The 22,504-nt window shown below is 39.9% G+C and carries 18 protein-coding genes; 12 read left to right on the top strand and 6 right to left on the bottom strand.

The genetic code is table 11. The features are described from left to right. Positions 1-720 precede the first annotated feature (720 nt). The 5 genes from gatC (at position 721) to ACFQZ9_RS10760 (ending at position 5,679) form a co-directional block, all read left to right on the top strand. On the top strand, positions 721-1,014 hold the full coding sequence (gatC, locus tag ACFQZ9_RS10740; protein WP_198312968.1) for an Asp-tRNA(Asn)/Glu-tRNA(Gln) amidotransferase subunit GatC: 294 nt from the start codon (positions 721-723) through the stop codon (positions 1,012-1,014). A 14-nt stretch (positions 1,015-1,028) separates the two neighbouring features. Then, the gene (gene gatA / locus ACFQZ9_RS10745; RefSeq protein WP_498943763.1) at positions 1,029-2,486 is read left to right on the top strand and encodes an Asp-tRNA(Asn)/Glu-tRNA(Gln) amidotransferase subunit GatA; all 1,458 of its coding nucleotides are present in this window, start codon (positions 1,029-1,031) and stop codon (positions 2,484-2,486) included. 12 nt (positions 2,487-2,498) lie between these two features. Next, positions 2,499-3,926 carry an Asp-tRNA(Asn)/Glu-tRNA(Gln) amidotransferase subunit GatB gene (gene gatB, locus ACFQZ9_RS10750; RefSeq protein ID WP_198312970.1) on the top strand — a complete coding sequence of 476 codons (1,428 nt, stop codon included), beginning with the start codon at positions 2,499-2,501 and terminating at the stop codon, positions 3,924-3,926. Between the two features lie 375 nt (positions 3,927-4,301). Next, positions 4,302-5,099: a nucleotidyltransferase domain-containing protein gene (locus tag ACFQZ9_RS10755; RefSeq protein WP_498943764.1), complete on the top strand. Its 798-nt coding sequence runs from the start codon at positions 4,302-4,304 to the stop codon at positions 5,097-5,099. A gap of 40 nt (positions 5,100-5,139) precedes the next feature. Further along, positions 5,140-5,679, top strand: a complete 540-nt coding sequence (locus tag ACFQZ9_RS10760) for a DUF1697 domain-containing protein (protein WP_498943765.1) — start codon at positions 5,140-5,142, stop codon at positions 5,677-5,679. A 30-nt stretch (positions 5,680-5,709) separates the two neighbouring features. Here the strand turns inward: ACFQZ9_RS10760 and putP are convergent, their stop codons facing one another. Beyond that, positions 5,710-7,191, bottom strand: a complete 1,482-nt coding sequence (putP, locus tag ACFQZ9_RS10765) for an SLC5/6 family protein (RefSeq protein WP_498943766.1) — start codon at positions 7,189-7,191, stop codon at positions 5,710-5,712. A gap of 223 nt (positions 7,192-7,414) precedes the next feature. Here putP and ACFQZ9_RS10770 point away from each other — a divergent pair, with 223 nt between their 5' ends. After that, positions 7,415-7,969: a thioredoxin family protein gene (locus ACFQZ9_RS10770; protein WP_198312974.1), complete on the top strand. Its 555-nt coding sequence runs from the start codon at positions 7,415-7,417 to the stop codon at positions 7,967-7,969. Between the two features lie 39 nt (positions 7,970-8,008). On the opposite strand, the gene plsY is transcribed toward ACFQZ9_RS10770, so the two are convergent. Then, entirely contained in the window at positions 8,009-8,623 is a 615-nt protein-coding gene (plsY, locus tag ACFQZ9_RS10775; protein ID WP_498943767.1) for a glycerol-3-phosphate acyltransferase, read from the bottom strand. 391 nt (positions 8,624-9,014) lie between these two features. Here plsY and ACFQZ9_RS10780 point away from each other — a divergent pair, with 391 nt between their 5' ends. The 3 genes from ACFQZ9_RS10780 to ACFQZ9_RS10790 all read left to right on the top strand — a co-directional run bounded on the left by ACFQZ9_RS10780 (position 9,015) and on the right by ACFQZ9_RS10790 (position 12,143). Then, positions 9,015-9,956 carry a diacylglycerol kinase family lipid kinase gene (locus tag ACFQZ9_RS10780; protein WP_498943768.1) on the top strand — a complete coding sequence of 314 codons (942 nt, stop codon included), beginning with the start codon at positions 9,015-9,017 and terminating at the stop codon, positions 9,954-9,956. Between the two features lie 108 nt (positions 9,957-10,064). Continuing rightward, entirely contained in the window at positions 10,065-10,616 is a 552-nt protein-coding gene (locus ACFQZ9_RS10785) for a cysteine hydrolase family protein (RefSeq protein WP_498943769.1), read from the top strand. Positions 10,617-10,679: 63 nt separating this feature from the next. Continuing rightward, complete coding sequence (locus ACFQZ9_RS10790) at positions 10,680-12,143, top strand: nicotinate phosphoribosyltransferase (RefSeq protein WP_498943770.1); 1,464 nt, start codon at positions 10,680-10,682, stop codon at positions 12,141-12,143. A gap of 138 nt (positions 12,144-12,281) precedes the next feature. Here ACFQZ9_RS10790 and ACFQZ9_RS10795 read toward each other — a convergent pair whose 3' ends face one another. The 3 genes from ACFQZ9_RS10795 to cidR all read right to left on the bottom strand — a co-directional run bounded on the left by ACFQZ9_RS10795 (position 12,282) and on the right by cidR (position 14,335). After that, a complete protein-coding gene (locus ACFQZ9_RS10795; RefSeq protein WP_198312979.1) occupies positions 12,282-12,653 on the bottom strand; it encodes a hypothetical protein in 372 nt (123 codons plus the stop codon). A gap of 2 nt (positions 12,654-12,655) precedes the next feature. After that, complete coding sequence (locus ACFQZ9_RS10800; protein ID WP_198312980.1) at positions 12,656-13,186, bottom strand: acyl-CoA thioesterase; 531 nt, start codon at positions 13,184-13,186, stop codon at positions 12,656-12,658. A 258-nt stretch (positions 13,187-13,444) separates the two neighbouring features. Then, complete coding sequence (gene cidR, locus ACFQZ9_RS10805) at positions 13,445-14,335, bottom strand: LysR family transcriptional regulator (RefSeq protein WP_498943771.1); 891 nt, start codon at positions 14,333-14,335, stop codon at positions 13,445-13,447. Between the two features lie 136 nt (positions 14,336-14,471). Between cidR and rlmD the strand changes: the two genes are divergently transcribed. After that, the gene (gene rlmD / locus ACFQZ9_RS10810) at positions 14,472-15,857 is read left to right on the top strand and encodes a class I SAM-dependent RNA methyltransferase family protein (protein WP_498943772.1); all 1,386 of its coding nucleotides are present in this window, start codon (positions 14,472-14,474) and stop codon (positions 15,855-15,857) included. 161 nt (positions 15,858-16,018) lie between these two features. Further along, positions 16,019-18,298, top strand: a complete 2,280-nt coding sequence (locus ACFQZ9_RS10815) for an ATP-binding cassette domain-containing protein (RefSeq protein WP_498943773.1) — start codon at positions 16,019-16,021, stop codon at positions 18,296-18,298. Positions 18,299-18,453: 155 nt separating this feature from the next. Here ACFQZ9_RS10815 and ACFQZ9_RS10820 read toward each other — a convergent pair whose 3' ends face one another. Further along, complete coding sequence (locus tag ACFQZ9_RS10820; protein WP_498943774.1) at positions 18,454-19,671, bottom strand: MFS transporter; 1,218 nt, start codon at positions 19,669-19,671, stop codon at positions 18,454-18,456. Between the two features lie 474 nt (positions 19,672-20,145). Here ACFQZ9_RS10820 and ACFQZ9_RS10825 point away from each other — a divergent pair, with 474 nt between their 5' ends. Then, on the top strand, positions 20,146-22,482 hold the full coding sequence (locus ACFQZ9_RS10825) for an EAL domain-containing protein (RefSeq protein WP_498943775.1): 2,337 nt from the start codon (positions 20,146-20,148) through the stop codon (positions 22,480-22,482). Positions 22,483-22,504 lie beyond the last annotated feature (22 nt).

Genomic DNA, 22,504 nt, shown 5'->3' on the forward strand with positions numbered 1-22,504 from the left:
GATACCGAGAAAATATCGGAATCGCGGGAACCATGGATCCTGGATAGTGCCCGAGCCCGAGAAAATATCGGAAGTGCGGGAACAATAGGGCCCAGATAGTGCCCGAGTCGGTGAAAATATCAGAATCGCGGGAACCAAGGAGCCCAGATAGTGCCCGAGCGGTTGAAAATATCGGAATCGCGGGAACAATGGAGCCCAGATAGTGCCCGAGCGGTTGAAAATATCGGAATCGCGGGAACAATGGAGCCCAGATAGTGCCCGAGCCGGTGAAAATATCGGAAGTGCGGGAACCAAGGAGCCTGGATAGTGCCCGAGCCGGTGAAAATATCGGAATCGCGGGAACCAAGGAGCTCAGATAGTGCCCGCCTCGTGTTAATCCAGACCCGCGGGAACTATGCCCCTAAAAGTGCCCGCTCCAGTGTTAATTTCAACGAACGGGAACTATGCCATTCGGTTAGTTCCTAAATATATTCTTTTTATAATCAACTGAGGTTACCTCTGACACCCAGCCACACGAACAAAATGAAAACTCCTAAAAAAATCTCCTTATTCCCAAGATTACCATAATAAGGCAAAATAATTTTATTTTTCGAAAAATATTAAATTAAAAGTAAAAACTCTTGCCAATACTGATGAGGAATCATTGCGGTAACGCAGAAAAGTTTGGTATCATCAATATTAAAATAACATTGTTAAACATAAGCAGGAGGTCCAAAGTATATGTCACGAATTTCAAGTGAGCAGGTAAAGCATGTTGCAAACCTTGCACGCCTTGCCATCACGGAAGAAGAAGCAGAAAAGTTTACAAAACAGCTTGATGCGATTATTACCTTTGCAGAACAGTTAAATGAACTGGACACCGAAAATGTGAAACCAACTTATCATGTTTTGGATATGAAAAATGTACTGCGGGAAGATATTCCGCAAAAAGGGCTGCCGCGTGAAGAGGTACTTAAAAATGCACCGGTGCATAAGGATGGCCAAATTAAAGTACCGTCAATTTTGGGAGAGTAGGGAGTGCAAGAATAGTGGGTTTATTTGATTATAAAGTTTCTGATCTTCATGAGCTTTTACATAAAAAAGAACTGAAAGTCTCAGACCTTGTTGATGAATCGTATAAACGAATCAACGCGGTAGAGGAAAAGGTACAAGCCTTCTTAACATTAGACGAAGAACGCGCCCGTCAAACAGCGAAAGAGCTAGATGAAAAGCTTAACGCAGACTCGGCAGAGGGTCTGCTATTTGGAATGCCTATAGGTGTTAAGGACAATATTGTCACAAAGGGATTAAGGACAACTTGTGGTAGTAAAATTCTCGAAAACTTTGATCCTATTTACGATGCAACCGTTGTGCAAAAGCTGCAAAAGGCTGAAACTGTGACAATCGGTAAATTAAACATGGACGAGTTTGCCATGGGGTCTTCAAATGAAAACTCCGCATACAAAAAGACGCGCAATCCGTGGAACTTGGATACTGTTCCAGGCGGCTCCTCTGGCGGATCTGCAGCTTCAGTTGCTGCTGGGGAAGTTTTATTTTCACTTGGTTCTGATACAGGCGGCTCCATCCGTCAACCAGCATCTTTTTGCGGTGTTGTTGGATTGAAGCCTACATATGGCCGGGTATCACGCTTCGGGCTAGTGGCTTTCGCATCATCACTTGATCAAATTGGTCCGATTACAAGAACGGTTGAAGACAATGCCTACCTTTTGCAGGCGATTTCCGGTCTAGACCCAATGGACTCTACTTCTGCAAATGTGGATGTTCCAAATTTCACCCAAGCTTTAACAGGTGATATAAAAGGCTTACGAATCGCTGTTCCAAAGGAATACCTTGGTGAAGGTGTCAATGAAACGGTTCGTCAATCTGTTTTAGATGCCTTAAAGGTTCTTGAAGGATTAGGGGCTGTTTGGGAAGAGGTTTCCCTGCAGCATTCCAAATATGCGCTTGCAACCTATTATCTGCTTTCTTCTTCAGAAGCATCAGCCAACCTGGCTCGTTTTGATGGGGTTCGTTATGGATACCGTACACCGGACGCTGAAAATTTAATCGATCTATATAAAAAGACTAGAGCAGAAGGCTTTGGTGATGAAGTAAAACGCCGGATTATGCTCGGAACCTTTGCTTTAAGCTCAGGTTATTATGATGCTTATTATAAAAAAGCACAGCAAGCTCGAACATTGATTAAGAAAGATTTTGAAGATGTTTTTGAAAAATATGATGTGATTGTTGGTCCAACGACACCAACTCCAGCCTTTAAAATTGGAGAAAAAATCGACGACCCGTTAACGATGTATGTAAATGATATTTTAACAATTCCTGTGAACTTGGCAGGAGTACCTGGTATTTCTGTACCGTGCGGCTTTGATGGTGGTCTGCCGCTTGGCTTACAAATCATTGGTAAGCACTTTGATGAAGCAACGGTTTATCGTGTAGCACATGCATTTGAGCAGGCAACAGACTTTCATAAACATAAGCCAGGACTGTAGGGGGTGAAGAGAATGGAATTTGAAACAGTAATTGGACTTGAGGTCCATGTGGAATTAAAAACTGAATCAAAAATCTTTTCGGCAAGTCCAAACCATTTTGGTGCTGAGCCGAATACAAATACAAGTGTAATTGACCTTGGTTATCCGGGGGTTCTTCCAGTTCTTAATAAAAAGGCAGTGGAATTCGGAATGAAGGCAGCCATGGCCTTGAACTGTGAGGTTGCTACCCACACAAAATTTGACCGAAAAAACTACTTTTATCCGGATAATCCAAAGGCATACCAAATTTCACAATTTGACCAGCCGATTGGTGAGCATGGCTGGATTGAAATTGAAGTAAACGGGTATACGAAAAAAATTGGAATTACCAGGATCCATCTTGAAGAGGATGCCGGTAAGCTAAACCATGAAAAAGGCTACTCATTATGTGATTACAACCGTCAAGGAACACCGCTTGTTGAAATCGTGTCTGAGCCGGATATCCGTACGCCTGATGAGGCCTATGCCTATCTTGAAAAATTGAAATCAATCATTCAATACACAGGTGTTTCTGATTGTAAGATGGAGGAAGGCTCGCTTCGTTGTGATGCTAATATTTCGATTCGTCCGTTTGGACAAGAGGAATTTGGTACAAAAACGGAATTGAAAAACCTAAACTCTTTTAACTTTGTTCGTAAAGGTCTTGAATATGAAGAGAAGCGCCAAAGAGAAGTTGTTTCTGCAGGTGGGAAAATTGACCAAGAAACACGCCGCTTTGATGAGGCTTCTGGTGCAACACTCTTAATGCGTGTGAAGGAAGGTTCGGATGATTACCGTTACTTCCCTGAACCAGATTTGCTTGAGCTTTATATTGATGATGAGTGGAAAGCACGCATTCGTGCGGAAATCCCTGAGCTTCCGGATCAACGTCAAAAACGTTATGTAGAAGAACTTGGATTACCTGTCTACGATGCAAAGGTTCTTACGGTAATAAAAGAAACCGCTGATTTCTTTGAAGCTACCGTAAATGCCGGTGCTGATGCGAAGCTGGCATCCAACTGGATTATGGGCGAGGTTTCAGGCTATTTGAATGCTGAGGGAAAAGAGTTGCACGAGGTAGCCTTAACTGCAGAAGGATTGGCAAGCATGATTAAATTAATCGAAAATGGCACCATTTCTTCTAAAATTGCTAAGACTGTTTTCAAGGAGTTAATAGAGAATGGCGGCGATGCGGAACAAATCGTCAAGGAAAAAGGGCTTGTGCAAATTTCAGATGAAGGAACATTGCTGAAGGTTGTTGCCGAAGTTCTTGATGCGAATCCACAGTCGGTTGAAGACTTTAAGAATGGTAAACAGAAAGCAGTAGGATTCCTTGTCGGTCAATTAATGAAAGCTACCAAAGGTCAAGCGAATCCACAGGTGGTTAATAAATTATTGCAACAGGAATTACAAAAAAGATAATCATTTAAGCTGGCAGCACACAAACTGCCAGCTATTTTTATAGAAAATTGTCGATGCAATAATCGACATTCTTTTTATCATTTCCCAGGAAAAAATCCAGTAGCGAAAGGGATTATTTAGAATTTAATCAAACGTTTGGTTAATAGGAGAAAGTAAAAGATATTGTCGAAGGGAGTAGAAAAGGTGATATTTTGACAGTTTTCACTTCATTCTTTTATGAAATGCCTAGATTTATTTCATGGATTGACAGATTTTTTAGCACCTATTGGTATGAAACCTTTAGTTAGAGAGGTTCATGCGATTTTTAATCAAACGATTGATTGGAAAGAATGAGAGGGAAAACAGGTCGAAGATTGATGAAAAGGAGGACTTACTTTGAGAGAGCATATTCAAGAGGTATTGAAAACTCTGGAACTAGATTATGATATTAAAGTTCTTTATGCATGTGAATCGGGAAGCCGGGCATGGGGATTTCCTTCGAAAGACAGTGATTATGATGTAAGGTTTATTTATATCCATCAGAAAAATTGGTATTTATCGATCGACCATGAGAGAGATGTAATTGAAGTTCCCAGCAGAGATCCAATCTCTATCCCCATTGATCCATTGTTAGATGTAAGCGGATGGGAATTAACAAAGGCATTAAAGTTGTTTCGTAAATCGAATCCGCCGCTTTTGGAATGGCTGCGCTCTAGTATCATATATTACCACTCATTTTCCACTATTGAAAAAATGAGAGTTTTAGATGAGCACATTTTTTCTCCTGCATCATGTTTGTATCACTATTTGAATATGGCTAAAGGTAATTTTCGAGATTACCTTCAAGGTCAGGATGTTAAAATTAAAAAATATTTTTACGTTCTCCGGCCGATTTTAGCTGCTAAATGGATTGAAAAATATAATACGATTCCCCCGATTGAGTTTAGCTCCTTAGTTGAAAGTATCCTGCCAGCAGGTTCCTTGCGAAAGGAAATCGGTACGTTATTAAAAAGGAAAATCGCTGGAGAGGAGCTTAAATTAGAACCAAGAATTGATGTAATCAATCAATATCTTCATAAAGAAATTGAACATCTAGAATTATACGTAAAAGGGATAAATATTGACATTCCAGATCCAACGGAGCAGCTTAACCAGCTGTTTAGGGAAACATTGTATGAGGTGTGGGGGGAATAGTTTAAAATAGCGGCTTAATTAGATAAAGTGAGGTTTATTCATGATTTATATTGCTCTATTACGTGGAATTAATGTCGGAGGACATAATAAGATTAAGATGGCAGATTTGAAGAAAATGCTTGAAATCATCGGTCTTAAAAAGGTAAAAACCTATATCCAAAGTGGAAATGTTCTCTTTGAGTCGGAAGAGGATGCGAAATTGTTGACTCATAAAATAGAGGAAGGAATCCAAGCGGAGTTCGGGTTTCCTGTTACAGTTGTCATGAGGTGCGCTTCAGAATTGGACCGGATTATCAAGAATTGCCCCTACTCTCTTGAAGATCTTTCAGAAGGCGAAAGTGTCCATGTAGCCTTTTTGGCGGGTATGCCTACTGACGAGGGGATTAACTATCTTCACAACTTTAATAAGGGTAATGATGAATATCATATTGAAGGGCAGGATGTATACCTATTCTTCCGTCAAAGTATACGGAATTCAAAGCTGGCAGCCCAGCTTCCGAAGCTGGGAGTTCCTGCAACTATACGGAATTGGAAAACAGTATTGAAACTGGATTCAATGGTTAAAGAAATGGAAAAATAAAAACGCCCTGCTGGGCGTTTTTACGTTTGATTATGCCCCTGTTTTTAACAAACGGACACTTTCATCAAATTCTTTTTCAATTTCAGCATTTTTCTTATGTGTAGCTAAGCTAACAACAACAGAAACGATAAAGTTAAAGACGAAGCCTGGAACGATTTCATAAAGGGTGTCCCCTAGGCCAACATTTTTCCAAACGATTACGGTAACGGCACCAACGATCATTCCGAAGAGGGCGCCCCAGTTGTTCATCTTTTTCCAGAATAAGCTTAAAAGAATGATAGGACCGAAAGAAGCTCCAAATCCTGCCCATGCATAAGCAACAAGGCTTAAAATTGTGCTGTTTTGCTTGAAGGCAAGAGCGGAAGCGACAACAGCGACGATCAGCACAGCCATTCTTCCTAAGAATACAAGTTCCTTATCCTTAGCGCCTTTACGGACAACCACCTTATACAAGTCTTCAATTAACGCACTGGAGGTAACGATTAATTGCGAAGAAATTGTACTCATAACAGCTGCAAGAATGGCAGCTAATGCAAATCCTGCAAATAATGGATGGAAAAAGATCTGGCTTAACTGAATGAATACAGCTTCTGGATTGTCAAGTTTATGAGCTGCATTATGATAGAAATATGCTTTACCAATTAAACCAGTAAAGATTGTTCCAATTAATGTGATAATCATCCAGCTCATCCCAATACGGCGGGCGCTTTTTGTTTCTTTAACAGTACTAATTGCCATAAAGCGCACAATAATATGCGGCTGGCCAAAGTATCCGAGGCCCCAAGCCATTGCTGAAATGATTCCTACGAAAGTTGTACCTTTGAACCAATCGAGTAATGTTGGGTCAATATGGCGGATGGCTTCAAATGTTTCCGCAGGGCCGCCTGTTTTAAAAATCCCAAGAAGCGGAACAAATAATAAGGCAAGCAGCATCATTAATCCTTGAATAAAGTCGGTATAACTTACGGCAAGGAAGCCGCCGAATAAAGTATAGGCAACAACAACGCCGCCCACGATATAAAGACCAGTATGATAGCTTGTCCCAAAGGAGCTTTGGAAAAAGACTGCACCGGAAACCATTCCTGATGATACATAAAAAGTAAAGAAAATAAGAATAACAATACCTGAAACAATCCGGAGTAATTTTGTGTTGTCTTTAAAACGGTTTTCTAAGAAGCTTGGAATGGTGATAGAATCATTTGCGACCTGTGTATAAGAGCGCAGGCGTGGTGCAACGAGTTTCCAGTTCAGGTAAGCACCAATTGTCAGCCCGATGGCGATCCATGCGCTTGCAAGACCAGTAACATAAATACCGCCAGGCAAACCCATTAGTAACCAGCCGCTCATATCTGCAGCTCCGGCACTTAAAGCGGTTACAGCTGGCCCCAACGAACGGCCGCCAAGCATGTAATCTGTGAGGTTGCTTGTTTTACGATATGCATACCAACCGATTAAAAGCATCCCGGCTAGGTAAATCCCGATCGAAACTAGTTGTAAAGTTTGATGAGACATACATTTTCCCCCTTTATTATATTGGAAATAATTTAAAATAATATTTCCCCTATATAAAATATTCTATCAACTTTGTATAAATATGACTAGTCCTTAATAATTATTTTTTTACAATAGGAATATATAATTGTAAAATAATGTTAAGTGTGGTCGTGAGCACATGCGTTGTACCTAATATTCGATTCAATTATCATAGAAGAAAATGGAAGGGGCATTAGATAGAATGAACTTAAATGAATGGTTTCATAAGGGGCTTAATACAGACGAATACATTAATTCAATGATCCGGAATAAAGAGGAAATGCTTTCAATTTATGAGGGCTACCGTGTTAGAGCAGAGGATCAAACAAAGCTTGAACCTTTAAAAGCGAAGGGACTCCGGGCAATTGTTCTTACAGAGGACTGGTGCGGAGACGCATTGTTGAATAATCCAATCTTGCTGAGAATTTCAGAGGCCGCCGGCATGGGGGTTCGTTTTGTTCTCCGTGATCAGAATCTTGAGTTAATGGATCAATACTTAACCAATGGGACATCCCGTGCGATTCCGATTTTTATTTTTATCGACCAAGATGGAAACGAAGTGGGTGTTTGGGGACCACGAGCACCAGAAATTCAGACACTTGTTGAAAAAGGGCGTGCAGAATTGCCGGATAAAGAGTCTCCTGATTTTCAGGAGAAACAACTGGCATTGTATAAACGATTAGCGAAATCATACCAAACAGACTCAGGCATCTGGCAGACCGTTGCCAATAGCATATTAGCAACTCTTTTAAAATAAAATGAGAAGCCTCCGGCTGAAAAGGCAGCCGGAGACTTCTCATTTTTTTATTGGTGGTATTCGGTCGCTTTTTATGTTTTTATCATTAATCTTTGGCTCAATTCCAAGGATGAAATTACGGATGTTTGAACGATGAAGGTAAATTAAAAAAATCGAGAATACGAGAAAAATGAGTTCAGACTCCAGCTTTGGAGATAAAAAAGCATAGGTAAGCATACTGAAGCCGACCGAGATGGAGCCAAAGAATACGTATTTGGTTAAATAGATAACGGAAAAGAAGCTAAGATATGTAATGAAAAATAAAGGAAGATTGGCAATCAATAAAGCCCCTGCAGTAGTAGCAATCGCTTTCCCGCCTCTAAATCCAGCAAAAATCGGGTAACAATGCCCCAAAACGGCTGCAAACCCGAAGAAAAGCGGCTCGTGGTCAAGATGGAAGTACAACGGCAGATAGGAGGCAGCCGCCCCCTTACCAGCATCAATCAGAAGCACGAAAATTGCTGATTTTTTCCCCAAAACCCTTAAGGTATTGGTTGCGCCAGGATTTTTGCTTCCAAGCTCACGAATATCAACGCCGAAGATTAGTTTTCCTACAATTAAGGCGGTCGGAATACTTCCTATTAAGTAGGAAGCAAGTAGCAGCAACCAAAACATTTTCATCAATCCCTTGTCAAAGTAATTATTCGATCTTTATTAAAATCTATTGATGGCATTCTGTGGTGAAATCATCTGAATATGAAACCAACGGATGTGGTCAAGTTGCTAATAGCTATGCAAGATCAAGGGAGGATATTCCTGTAAATTAAATCGATGGATGATCAGAATGAAAAAGGCATAGATGACGCCTCTTTTTTAGTGTAAAAGCGCTTTTTTTGCAAAAAAATAAAAAAACGTTATGATAGTAGACGGAAGTTTCAGGATACAATAGTCATTATGGCTATCGATAAGGATTGTAAGGCAGGATGTTAATTGGTAGAATATAGAAGGTGCAACGAGACATCCAAAAAAGCCAATTGTTGATTTCAAAAAATAGGATGATGATAGAATGAAAAGAGCTAGATTAATTTATAATCCTACATCAGGGCGTGAGATTTTAAAACGTAATCTCCCGGAAATCCTTGCAAAATTAGAGACGGCCGGCTATGAGGCATCTTGTCATGCAACTACCGGTGCAGGGGATGCGACCGAAGCAGCACGGATTGCCGTGAAGCGTCGGTATGATGTAGTTATTGCAGCAGGTGGTGACGGAACGATTCATGAGGTAGTCAACGGTCTTGCAGAACAAGAATTTCGGCCGAAATTAGGGATTATTCCTGCTGGTACGACCAATGATTTTGCCCGCGCCCTGCATATTCCCCGCGATATTAGTACAGCTGTCGATATTATTACAAAAGGGGATTTAATTCCTGTAGATATTGGCCGTATCAATGATAAGTATTTCATTAATATTGCTGGTGGCGGGAGAATTACGGAACTTACATACGAAGTGCCAAGCAAGTTAAAAACGATGCTTGGTCAACTGGCTTATTATTTAAAAGGAATGGAGATGCTTCCATCCATCAAGGCCTCTGAGGTTAGAATCGAATATGATGGAAAGCTTTTTGAAGGGGAGGCCATGCTATTTCTAGTAGGTCTGACTAATTCAATTGGCGGGTTTGAGAAGCTTGCGCCTGACGCATCGATTAATGACGGCCTTTTTTCATTGTTAATTTTGAAAAAAATTAACCTTGCCGAGTTTGTCAGGGTTGCCACTTTAGCGATTCGTGGTGAACACGTTAATGATTCAAATGTCATCTACACACAGGCCAATCGGATTAAGGTATACTCAAATGAAAAGGTACAATTGAATTTAGACGGGGAATTCGGTGGTTTGCTTCCGGCAGAATTTGAAAATCTGTATCGTCATTTGGAAGTGTTTGTTCCACTTGATGATATTCGCCCGCTTGACCGCCCGACAGATTGGGTGCCGGGAAAAAGATATAGCTAAAAAGTCCGTTCCTTTGGGAGCGGATTTTTTAGTGAGATAAAATAGAATTTTGTGTATAATGGATGAAAGACAGTAGTCAAGACAGGATTGTGAAGGAGTGAACGAAATATGTCAAAAAGAGCATTAATCAATATCGATTACACCAATGATTTTGTAGCAGAGAACGGTGCGTTGACCTGTGGTGAGCCAGGGCAGGCGATTGAAGAAGAAATCATCGCTTTAACAAAGGAATTTATTGCAAACGATGATTATGTTGTTTTTGCCATTGATGTTCACGACAAAGGGGATGAATACCATCCCGAAACAAAATTGTTTCCGCCACATAATTTACGGGGAACCGATGGACGGCATTTGTTTGGTGGGCTGCAAACAGTTTATGAAGAGAATAAGCTTCATGATCATGTTGCTTTTATGGATAAGACTAGATATTCTGCATTTGCCGGTACCGATTTAGAGATTAAACTCCGGGAACGAGGAATTACAGAGGTGCATCTTGTCGGAGTATGTACCGATATTTGTGTCTTGCACACAGCGGTTGATGCTTATAATAAAGGTTTTAAAATTGTGGTCTATAAGGAAGCTGTTGCTTCTTTTAATCAAAAAGGACATGAATGGGCTTTAGGGCATTTTGAACAATCGCTTGGCGCTATGGTTAAATAGTCATTAAAATGGTAGAATAATTAAAATGGTAAAAATGCTCATGCAGCAATTCGGAGGTCTATGATGAAACACATTTATCATGATGATAGCTTGACTTTACATACCGATTTGTACCAGATTAATATGACTGAGACATATTGGAAAGACGGAATACATAATAAACGTGCAGTTTTCGAATTATTTTTCCGAAAACTTCCGTTTGGGAATGGCTATGCTGTTTTTGCAGGATTAGAAAAAGTGATTCAATATATTCAAGGCTTCCGTTTTAGTGAAGAGGATTTAGCTTATTTAAAAAATGAAGTTGGTTATGAGGATGATTTTTTAAGTTATCTTAAGGAGTTAAGATTCACAGGAACGATTCGTGCGATGAAAGAAGGAGAGCTTGTCTTTGGTAATGAGGCAATCATTCGTGTGGATGCCCCACTAGGGGAAGCGCAATTAATTGAAACGGCATTGCTTAACATTGTGAATTACCAAACATTGATTGCGACAAAAGCATCAAGGATTAAACAAGTAGTCGGCGATGAAGTGGCGATGGAATTTGGAACAAGACGGGCACAAGAAATGGATGCAGCTATTTGGGGAACAAGAGCGGCTTATTTAGCAGGTTTTGAGGCAACTAGTAACGTCCGGGCGGGAAAATTGTTTGGAATTCCGGTTTCGGGTACCCATGCCCATTCAATGGTACAAGCTTATAAGGATGAATACACGGCCTTTCGCAAATATGCTGAAACACACAAAGATTGCGTTTTTTTGGTTGATACTTATGATACGCTAAGGCTGGGTGTGCCAAATGCGATTAAAGTGGCGAAAGAATTAGGCGATAAAATTAATTTCATTGGAATCCGACTAGATAGCGGTGACTTGGCCTACTTGTCAAAAGAAGCGCGTAAAATGCTCGATGAGGCAGGCTTTGAAAATGCAAAGATCTTTGCATCGAGCGATTTGGATGAGTATACAATCATAAACTTAAAAGCCCAGGGTGCAAAAATTGAAAGCTGGGGAATAGGTACGAAGCTGATTACTGCATACGATCAGGCAGCGCTAGGCGCTGTGTATAAAATTGTCGCGATTGAAAATGAGCAGGGGGAAATGGAGGATACAATTAAAATTTCCTCTAATCCGGATAAAGTGACGACACCGGGCATGAAGAAAATTTACCGAATTATTAATAATCAGAACAATCATGCTGAAGGGGATTATATTGCGATGGAGGGTGAGAAGCTTCCGGAAAAGAGGTTGAAGATGTTCCATCCTACTCATACGTATATCAATAAGGTGGTCACGAACTACACGGCAAAAGAGCTTCATGAAGATATCTTTGTAAAGGGTGACCTTATGTACGAAATTCCATGTCTGGAAGATTCGCGGGAGTATCTGAAACAAAATCTTAACGCTCTTTGGCCTGAGTACAAGCGTACCATGAACCCAACAGATTACCCAGTCGATCTAAGCCAAAAATGCTGGGATAACAAGATGAAAAATATTGAAGAGGTAAAAGAGAAAGTTGCAGCAATGAAGGAATAAGTTCTATTTGGCGCCCCCTTTAGTAAGGTGCGCTTTTTGATAAAAAAACAGGAACTGGGGTGTAGTTCCTGTTTTTTCCTTGCAGAGGTGGAATTTAAATTCCGTTAAGGGGAAGACCTTTGCTATATCCTAAAAGTATTATTGAATACTTGAGGACCCGACTAATGATTCAGGCGCATGACCAAGGACTAAAAGGCTAATCTTGGAGTACCCGATGTTTTTAAAATCTGTAAACAATTGATTTAATACCTCAATATCAGCATCAGCTAATAACTTTTGTAACTCTCTTTTATAGAGTCTGAGGACAGAACCGTAAACAAATTTAGGTGTATGTTCTCCCGGATCTTCTCCCATAATCAAACATCCCATATAATAATATTTAAATTGAAATGCCCTGGTAAGATTGATCATATCCTGGAGCTTTTCAAAAAGGACCGGATATTCTGCTTTTAATGTTTTAAGAACTTCTTTAGCTTCTGTTAACTCATCAAGACTGGATAATGTAATCATTATTATTCCTCCTCTTTAGTGTCCCAAGGTTTCTTAAGTGAAATATAGGCGGCTAATTCCTTCGATTTTTGTCTTCTGATTTTTCGCATTTCCGCACGTTCTTTCGCGGTTTGAAAGAGAAATATTTCTTCTTCAGTTTCCGGGATGACGCTGGGAACTTCCACAGGACGTTTATTTTCCCCTAATGCAACAAAGGTTAGAAAAGCGGTTGCTGCGATTCGGCGTTCACCGGTCATAATGTCTTCGGCAATGACTTTGCAGAATACTTCCATTGATGTTTTTCCTGTATAGGTAACGAACGATTCGACGCAGACTGAATCTGTTTGGTGGATCGGACATAAGAAATCGATTGAGTCGGTTGAAGCTGTTACACATTCTTTTTCCCGTGAATGCCTTCGTGCCGATAAGGTTGCGGCATCATCGAGCTTTTTCATTAACACTCCACCGAATAATGTATTATAGTTATTTAAATCGCATGATAATACTTGTGCAGTATTGACAATGCGGCTTTCTTTTACTTTTTTTGCGTTCATCTGGTTGCTTCCTTTCAAGTTGGAATATAGTCTAATCTGTTGAGGGGTAGCTAGTGGTTAAGTACTATTTCCAAGTTATTAAAGGGTGTTTCTAACATGCTTTTAAGTGTACGCCCGGTGGTTTTGGAAGTAAAATGGTTATATTTTATCAGTAGTATAGCTTTTATCTATGTAAATGCTTTCAGTTATGCAAAAACATTTATAGTTGGGGATAATAGGAAAAAAGATGACCCAGGGCGGGAGCATCTTTGGAGAAAATTAATGATAATGTTTTACAAGTTCTTTTTTCGTGAACTCCAGCCACTCTTTCGCCGCATAAGAAAGGTATTGGTTCTTCCCCCAAATGATCGCCAGATGCCAGCTGATGGAAGGATTAACAACTTTAATCGCTTTTACGTTTGGATTTAAATCCTTGCACACACTTTCCGGCAATAGGGAAACTCCAAGCTTATTGGCAACCATCTCTTCAATAAAAGACCGCTGTGAACTTTCAGAGATAATATGCGGGTTAAAGCCCACACTATTACAAGAAAGAATAATCCGGTCGTTTAAGGCAAAATCCTTATTAAATAAAATAAACGCTTCATTTTGTAGTTCGACCAGTTCAACCTCTGAACGATCAGCAAACGGGTGAGAGGGGTGGAGGATAAGATTCAAATCCTCCTCCATAAAAGAGAAATGCTCAAAAAGTTCATTTTTCGTAGGAAGCACAATGATACCGACATCAAGTAGATTGTTCGCCACATCTTCTTCGATCTTCTTTGAGCCATCCTCAACTAATTGAAAGGTAATACCGGGATATTTTTCATGAAAGTTGCCAACAATTTTGAGAAAAATAGCCGCGTCAAAAATCGGCGGCAATCCAATCCGGATATGCCCTTTTTTAAGTCCTAATAAATTGTCTAGTTCTGTTTCTAAATTATTAAACGCTTTATCAATTAATTTTGCCTGCTCAAGGATCACCCGGCCGGCATCCGTTAATGTTAATTGCTTGCGGGAACGGTCAAAAAGCTCCACTCCCAGTTCAGTTTCAAGATTTTTTATCATCTTACTGATCGTAGGCTGTGTAATAAACAAATGTTCAGCCGCACGGGAAAAACTATTGAAATTTGTTACTTCAATAAAATATTGTAAATGTTTAATATCCACGATCATGCACCTGCTTATGTTGAATGGTTTAGACTTATTTTACTTCTAATCGGCTTAATCCGCCATGTGCCCTTCGTATTCCAATCGATAATATGATACAATCTTGCTAGTCAAATCGGAGAAAAGGAAGAATTAAATGAGCAAAACATTACCCGTGAGTAAAAATGAATATATAGATGTAGTTTTTGAAGATTTAACCCATGATGGAGCAGGAGTAGCTAAAGTGGATGGATACCCGCTGTTCATTCCGAATGGACTGCCTGGAGAAAAGGCAAAAGTGAAGGTAATCAAGGTGAACAAGGGCTACGGTTTTGGACGATTAGTCGAGCTTCATGAAAAAAGCCCCTACCGGGTTGAAATCGACAGCAGTGAGGCCTATAAGTACGGTGGTTGCCAGCTTGAACACATCAGTTATGAGGGGCAGCTGAAGTATAAGGAAAATCTAGTACGCCAGGTACTTACCAGAATCGGAAAGCTCGAAGACGTGAAGGTTCACCCAATTTTAGGCATGGACCATCCATGGCATTACCGTAATAAAGCACAGGTTCCGGTTGGAGAAAAAGATGGAAAACTGATTTCTGGCTTTTTTAAGCCAAGAAGCCATGAAATTGTTGATACAAATGAAAGCCTCATTCAGCTTCCGGAAATTAATGAGGCTGTTCAAGTGGTAAAAGAAATCTGCGGTGAGCTTCAGATTCCTGCCTATCAGGAGGAAACACATAAAGGGGATCTTCGCCATATTATGGCGCGGTATGGCCGGGAAACCGGTGAGTTAATGGTCGTAATCATCACGCGGACATCTGATGTCCCTCAGAAAAACAAGCTTGTTGAACGAATTGTGGAACGGCTGCCGAAGATTAAATCGATTGTCCATAACGTGAATTCAAAGCGAACAAATGTCATTCTCGGTGAGAAAACAACCGTTTTATGGGGAAATGAAATCATTTACGATTATATTGGGGATGTAAAGTTTGCAATTTCGGCCCTTTCTTTTTATCAAGTGAACCCTGTTCAAACCAAGGTGCTTTATGATAAGGCACTCGAATATGCAGGCCTGACCGGTGATGAAAATGTTATTGATGCATATTGCGGCATCGGAACGATTTCTTTATTTCTAGCGCAAAAGGCGAGAAAAGTCTTTGGGGTGGAAGTGGTTCCGGAAGCGATTGAAGACGCTCGGCGCAATGCAGCTTTAAACGGTTTTACTAATGCGGAGTTTGCAGTTGGGGAAGCAGAAGTGGTAATCCCTAAGTGGTATAAGGAAGGTAATACGGCAGATGTATTAGTTGTTGATCCACCGCGTAAAGGTTGTGATGAAGCCCTGCTGCAAACGATTATTGAAATGAAGCCGAAAAAAGTTGTCTATGTATCCTGCAATCCGGCAACATTGGCACGAGATTTACGAATCCTTGAAGACGGGGGCTATAAAACCATAGAAGTCCAGCCGGTGGATATGTTCCCGCAGACGACGCATGTTGAGACGGTTGCTATGTTGATGCAAAAAAATATAACCTTAATATAAACATTTGCTGGTTCGAATAAACTTTTGCTACTCAGGCCCTGATTTCGTTTAAAAAATCTTTTGCGATTTCGGGGTCTTTTCAATGCCCAACTCTTGCTAATTACCGGTGTCTAAAGTGTTGAAGGCGCCTCTTAGTAGATAAAATAAGAAAGGGTGATAAAATGTCAGAAATAAAAGATGAAATTATTTTAAGAGGGCTTAAAGAAAATAATTTAAAAAATATAGATTTAAACATACCAAAAGAAAAAATCATCGTATTTACTGGTCTTTCAGGCTCAGGAAAGAGTTCAGTCGTTTTTGATACATTAGCAACAGAAAGTAGAAGACAAATGACTTTGAACTATCCTCTCTTTGTCAGAAATCAAATGCCAAGGTATGAAAGACCCCACGCTGATCTTATGCAAAACTTAAGTCCGGTTGTAGTAGTAGAACAAAGACCTATAGGGGGCAATTCGCGCTCAACAGTAGGCACCTATATGGATATAAATCCATTGGTTAGACTTTTGTTTTCAAGAATAGGAAAGCCAGCAATAGGTTCTGCCACCGATTTTTCAAGTCAAAGTTCTTTTGGTAGATGTCCAGAATGTGGTGGATATGGGGAGGTAATTACGCCCAACCTAAATAAGATGATCGACTACGATAAGTCACTTCGAGATTATGCGGTGAAATTTAAGCCATTATCACCTGCCGGTTGGCAAGGAAATTGGATGATGACCTGCGGATTATTCGATCCAGATAAACCCATAAAGGACTATTCTGAAGAAGACCTCCACCTGCTATTATATGGTCCAAGAGAAGGTGAAAGAGCCTATGCACCGTTTCATACCAAAAATGGACCACACAACGCAGAGTGGGATGGGTTATTACCTAGATTTACGCGCCTTTATATAAATAGAGACATTTCAAAACTAAGGCAAGTATCCCAAGATGATGTCTTAGCGGTGTCAACACATTCATTATGCCCAACCTGCCAAGGTTCAGGCCTGAATCCAAAGGTATTAGAATGTAGAATAAATGGCTTAAATATTGCAGAATACGACCACTTAGAGCTCCCAGAAATACTAGAAGAACTAAAGAACATAAAAGATCCTATGGGAGAATCTATAGCACAACAAGCAATCCCACATGTAAAACAACTAGTCGACATGGGGCTAGGGTATTTGAGTCTATCAAGAAAAATGGGCACCCTGTCCGGTGGCGAAGCTCAAAGGGTAAAAATCGCTCGTCATTTAGGGAGCAGTTTAAACAATATTACATACATTTTCGACGAACCAAGTGCAGGACTCCATCCGGAAGAAGTGGATATGTTAATACAAATGCTAAAAAGGATAAAAGCCCAACATAATACTGTAATCATAATCGAACACAATCTATCAGTAATAAAAGTAGCGGATGAAATAATAGAAATGGGACCAGAATCAGGTGTAAATGGAGGTGAAGTTATCTATCAAGGAAAATTAGAAGGACTAAAAAACTCTCCCACCGCAACAGCCCTAAACCACAAGCTAGAAATAAATAAAAATCCAAGGGATATAAAGAGTTATTTTACAATAAACAGAGCAAGTAACAATAATTTAAAAAATATAAGCGTAAATATTCCTAAAAATGTCTTAGTCTCTATATGTGGAGTATCAGGTTCAGGTAAAAGCTCCTTAATATTGGAAGCATTCACAGAAAGATATCCAGAAACCATAACGGTAGGACAAGCCGGCATAGGAATCTCCAACCGTTCGACCCTAGCTACATATATGGGAATAATGGATGATATTCGCGTAACATTTTCAAAAGAAACAGGCCAACCCGCAGGTTTGTTCAGCTTTAACTCGTTAGGAGCATGTCCTATCTGCAAAGGAAAGGGAGTCCTAACGCCGGAAGTAGCATTTGCTGACCCGGTGACAATCCCTTGTGAAGCATGCGGAGGAACGAGATATTCAGACGAAGCGCTTGTCTATACATATCAAGATAAAAATATAGTAGAGATTTTAGATTTAACAATAGACGAGGCTATTAACTATTTTAAAATACCAAAGATCATAAAAAGAGTGAATACGCTAAAAGACGTAGGATTAGGGTATCTAACCTTGGGACAGACGACAAGTTCTCTAAGCGGAGGAGAAATCCAACGTCTAAAACTTGCAAGCCACTTACAAAAAGAAGGACAAATCTACCTATTAGACGAGCCATCCTTAGGGCTACACAGAGAAGATAATGGAAAACTCTTAGACGTATTTCAAAATCTCATAAATAGAGGTAATTCTGTCATCATAATCGAACACAATTTAAACTTTATAGCAGCCAGCGACTGGGTAATAGAATTAGGTTCAGGAGGAGGAAAACAAGGCGGACAAATTATATTCGAAGGCACACCAGAAGAGATGATATATGTAGAAACATTGACAGCGAAATGGTTAAAGGATGGAGTTAGAAAACATTTCACTTAAGATAATAAATTAGAAGAAATGATAATTAATGCGTAAATACTCACCAGCACTTAGAATGTGTGTCTGTTTTTTAATCTTTAAATAAATATTAAACAACGTAAAAAAGGGAAATCTGGACCTAGCCAGCTTCCCTTTTTGTATATTCCATGATTGTGCTAACCAGCACGTTTCAATTCTACAGCCTCCGTCCGCGGATTTCTCTTAAGACTGAGCATCACAATAAAGGATACGCAGTAAAGAATTGCCAAATACGTCATTGCGACGGTCATATCATATTTTTGCAAAATATAGCCGACTAAGATAGGTGACAGTCCTCCAAGTGCACGTCCAAAGTTGAAAATCGCGTTTGTGGCAGTACTACGGATTTGAACGGGGTAGTAACTGCTGATTAGTGCGCCATAGCCAGCAAACATTCCGTTTGAAAAGAACCCTACGATTGCCCCGCCAATGAGTACTGCTGCACCACCTGTTGCTTGCGAGTATAAAAACACCGCAGACGCAGAGGCAAGTAAGAAAATCCCGTAAGAACGCTTCATGCCAAGACGATCAATGAATTGACCAAAGGTCAGCATTCCAATCAACATCCCAACTGCCGTACTGATCGTCCACAAAGCAGAACTTGAAACGGACAATCCTTGTGATTTTTGCAGCATAGATGGCAGCCAAATCATCAAGCCGTTATAGCCGGCAATTTGAACAGTTGCCATAATCGCTAACGAAATGGTGGTCACAGATGTTCTCGGTGTAGCAAATAATTGAGGAAGTTTGCTTTTTTCGAGTCTTTTATCAGCCTTTTGGCGTTTTTGAGCTGCCAGCCATGCCGGTGATTCTTTTAAGTTCTTACGTACCATAATGGCGAATATAACTGGAATAATTCCGACAAAGAACAATGCTCTCCAGCCAAATGCCGGAAGGATGATCGCACTTAGCACGGCTGCGATAATAACACCAAATTGAGCACCAATACTTACATAAGAGGAGGCTCTTCCTTGCTTATCCTTTGGCCACGCCTCGGCCACAAGCGTCATTCCAATTCCGTATTCCCCACCTGCACCGAGTCCGGCGATAAATCTGAAAATGTAAATTTGTTCAATATTCGTGGCCATTCCCGTTAGGGCAGTACCAATGGCAAAAAAGATAATACTATACGTAAACGTCCGAACCCGGCCAAACTTATCTGCTAGAATTCCAAAGATCACTCCGCCTGCAAGCATTCCCAGATTCGTAATCGAAGAAATAAGTCCTCCTGTAGCTAAATCAATGTGAAAGTTGGCAATTATCATCGACATGGCGAAGGAGATAAACATAATGTCCATGCCTTCTAGTGTTAGGCCCGTTACTGACGCAACAACTGTTTTTTTCTGATAGTTCATTTTTAATACCCTCCAGTTTTTTACAAATGTTTGAAGGGAATGGATACTCAATTCAGTAAATGAATTTTCCATTCTCTTTTCAAGCCTCACAGGACTACGTTAAAAAGAGTACTGCGTAATACTAAAAATGCCCTTTCGTCACAGAGGACAAAAGGGCATGGATAGACTTAGCCTATTTCATTATTACGCGCCCTTTTCAGCCTCTCTGGACTGATTTTTAAAGGAATTATTATATTACTATATATACTAGCATGCTTATAAATTTCGTTCAATGAAAATTTAAATATGGTTATTTGAAAAAATTTACAATAAAAATTCATCATGGATGATGATAAAATCAAACTAATATGAATACAAAGTTCTGCAACTTTCGACAGATTTGAAGTGGAAGAGGAGTATTCTTTTTACACAATTTAGAAGTATGATTCCCTACCAAATCAGCTAATGCCTTTAATCATAGAAAGGAAAAGATGGATGAAACTAAAAGTAAAAACGCTCTTGGTTGTAGGTATTACGATGTTTCTTTTTCTCACTCTTCTTTTCATCTTTATTCGCCCCTTTTTACTTGAGGATTCAATCGAATTAGATCGTAATAATTCGTTAAAAGATCTCGACCGAGTTCAAAATTACTTGAAATCTAATATGGATAATCTGAATCGAACGAATCGGGATTGGGCTGTCTGGGATGATAGCTATTCCTTTTTGACAGGAAAAAATCCGGATTTCCCAAAAGCAAGTCTTCAAAATGGCACGTTCGAAAATAACGAAGTCAATTTTATGCTATATATTAATAATCAAAACCAGGTCATTTTCCAAAAGGCATATGATTTTAAAAAACATCAGCAGCTCTCAATAAACAGTGATTTTTATAAGGTGTATTTACCTCTTTTGGATTCTCCAAATATTGGGGAAAGTCCCCGATTGGTTACAACAGATCTTGGTCTAGCAATATCCTCCATTCAACCGGTGTATCGGACGAATGGTCAGGGACCGTCTCCCGGAACTTTAATCATGGGACGTTTGATAAATAACGGCTCGATTTTAGAACTTGGGGAGGAACTCCAGCTTTCACTTTCTTTACATCAGACGGACCAGCGGCATTTTTCATTACAGCATGTTGTCAAACCAATAAGTGAAACAGAAATGGAAGGTTCATTGTATTTGCAAGATTACGCTAAAAAGAAGGCGTATGAAATTAGGCTAATCAATAAACGGAATTTTTATTTACAGAAACTGGCCAACGTGAAACAATTGACTTTCTATTTAATCCTTACAAGTTTGTTCTTTATCGTGCTGACGATTTTTCTGCTAAATAAATATATTCTTTCCCGCGTTCGGGAATTGTCCTCGCAGTTATTTACGATACAAAATAAAAAAGATATCAATTCGAGAATCAGTATTAGTAATGGTCCAAAGGACGAATTAACAGATTTGCAGCATTCGATTAATCAGATGCTGTCGTCACTTGAAGAGAAACATAGCGAAGTCATTAATCTTGCTTATTACGACCAGCTGACCCAACTGCCAAATCGCTATTTTTTATTTCAGGAATTTACTAGCCGTTTGCAGCAAAATCAAAGTAAAATGGCCGTTTTATTTTTAGATTTGGATGGTTTTAAGCGAGTAAATGACTCATTGGGACATAAAGTTGGCGATGCCCTGCTAAAGAGTGTTTGTGCACGGGTACTTCCTATGATAAATGAGAAGAATGGAGTAATCGCCCGTTTTGGCGGCGATGAATTTGTTATTTTACTAAAGTATGAAAGCATAGCAGAACTTGAAAACCTTTCAGGAGAGATTCTATTTCAGGTAGGACAGGAATACCAAATACCGCCGTTTAAAACGGTCGTCACGGCCAGTATCGGGATTAGCATGTACCCCCCTGATGGTGAAACCATTGAACAATTATTGCAAAGCGCCGATATTGCTATGTATGAGGCAAAACGGAAAGGAAAGAATCAATACTTCTTTTTTCAGGATCTCGCGGAAGACAGTAGTTATAAAAATTTACTGGAACTTGAAAATGATTTAAAATTTGCTCTGCAAAAAAATCAGTTAGAATTAAATTATCAAACTATTGTTTGCGGGGCTGATAAAAGCATTCTTGGGGTGGAGGCGCTTTTACGCTGGAATCACCCGGATAAAGGAATGATTCCTCCAGGTAAGTTCATTCCGATTGCCGAAGAGACGGGAGTAATGCCGGCGATTGGGTTATGGGTACTAGAGGAATCAGTAAAACAAGTCAGCAAATGGTATCAAGCCGGGTGGAATCAATTGACCTTGTCTGTTAATATTTCAAAATCGCAAATGAAGGACCGCGGCCTGATTGAAAAGCTGGATCAGGTTATGAAAGATTATGCGTTCCCACCTTCGATGCTGCAAATTGAAATCACCGAAAGTGATATTCATCATTACCTTGATGAGGTCCTACAATTTACGAAAGATCTGAAAAAGCGAAACGTTAAAATTGCCTTAGATGACTTTGGGGTAGGGAATTCTTCCTTACTGTATTTAAAGGAATTGCCGATTGATGTCATCAAAATTGACCGTAATTTCATAAAAAATGTACCGGCCCAGCCTTTTGATACGATTCTTTTATCAGGAATTTTTGAGATTATCAAGGGGCTGGATTTGGAGGTCATTGTCGAGGGAATTGAAACAGAGGAACAAATCCGTTATGTTACCACTCGTATCCGAACTAAATTACAAGGATTTTATTTCAGCCGTCCATTACCAAGTAGTAAGCTAGAAAAGGAGTTTCTTGGGCTGCGATTTGGGAAAAATGAGGAAATAGGACAGTTAGGAAACTAATGTTGTATAAAGCCGGGCATTT

The organism is Neobacillus sp. GCM10027624 (assembly GCF_042675345.1).
Lineage (GTDB): Bacteria > Bacillota > Bacilli > Bacillales > Cytobacillaceae > Neobacillus > Neobacillus cucumis_D.

Bases quoted from the DNA above. Each gene is read 5' to 3' on its own strand.
- ACFQZ9_RS10770 (WP_198312974.1), top strand. From the start codon at position 7,415: ATGAACTTAAATGAATGGTTTCATAAGGGGCTTAATACAGACGAATAC.
- ACFQZ9_RS10785 (WP_498943769.1), top strand. From the start codon at position 10,065: ATGTCAAAAAGAGCATTAATCAATATCGATTACACCAATGATTTTGTA.
- ACFQZ9_RS10790 (WP_498943770.1), top strand. From the start codon at position 10,680: ATGAAACACATTTATCATGATGATAGCTTGACTTTACATACCGATTTG.
- ACFQZ9_RS10760 (WP_498943765.1), top strand. From the start codon at position 5,140: ATGATTTATATTGCTCTATTACGTGGAATTAATGTCGGAGGACATAAT.
- ACFQZ9_RS10820 (WP_498943774.1), bottom strand. From the start codon at position 19,671: ATGAACTATCAGAAAAAAACAGTTGTTGCGTCAGTAACGGGCCTAACA.
- rlmD (WP_498943772.1), top strand. From the start codon at position 14,472: ATGAGCAAAACATTACCCGTGAGTAAAAATGAATATATAGATGTAGTT.
- ACFQZ9_RS10795 (WP_198312979.1), bottom strand. From the start codon at position 12,653: ATGATTACATTATCCAGTCTTGATGAGTTAACAGAAGCTAAAGAAGTT.
- ACFQZ9_RS10825 (WP_498943775.1), top strand. From the start codon at position 20,146: ATGAAACTAAAAGTAAAAACGCTCTTGGTTGTAGGTATTACGATGTTT.
- ACFQZ9_RS10815 (WP_498943773.1), top strand. From the start codon at position 16,019: ATGTCAGAAATAAAAGATGAAATTATTTTAAGAGGGCTTAAAGAAAAT.
- plsY (WP_498943767.1), bottom strand. From the start codon at position 8,623: ATGTTTTGGTTGCTGCTACTTGCTTCCTACTTAATAGGAAGTATTCCG.
- putP (WP_498943766.1), bottom strand. From the start codon at position 7,191: ATGTCTCATCAAACTTTACAACTAGTTTCGATCGGGATTTACCTAGCC.
- gatC (WP_198312968.1), top strand. From the start codon at position 721: ATGTCACGAATTTCAAGTGAGCAGGTAAAGCATGTTGCAAACCTTGCA.
- ACFQZ9_RS10780 (WP_498943768.1), top strand. From the start codon at position 9,015: ATGAAAAGAGCTAGATTAATTTATAATCCTACATCAGGGCGTGAGATT.
- ACFQZ9_RS10800 (WP_198312980.1), bottom strand. From the start codon at position 13,186: ATGAACGCAAAAAAAGTAAAAGAAAGCCGCATTGTCAATACTGCACAA.
- gatB (WP_198312970.1), top strand. From the start codon at position 2,499: ATGGAATTTGAAACAGTAATTGGACTTGAGGTCCATGTGGAATTAAAA.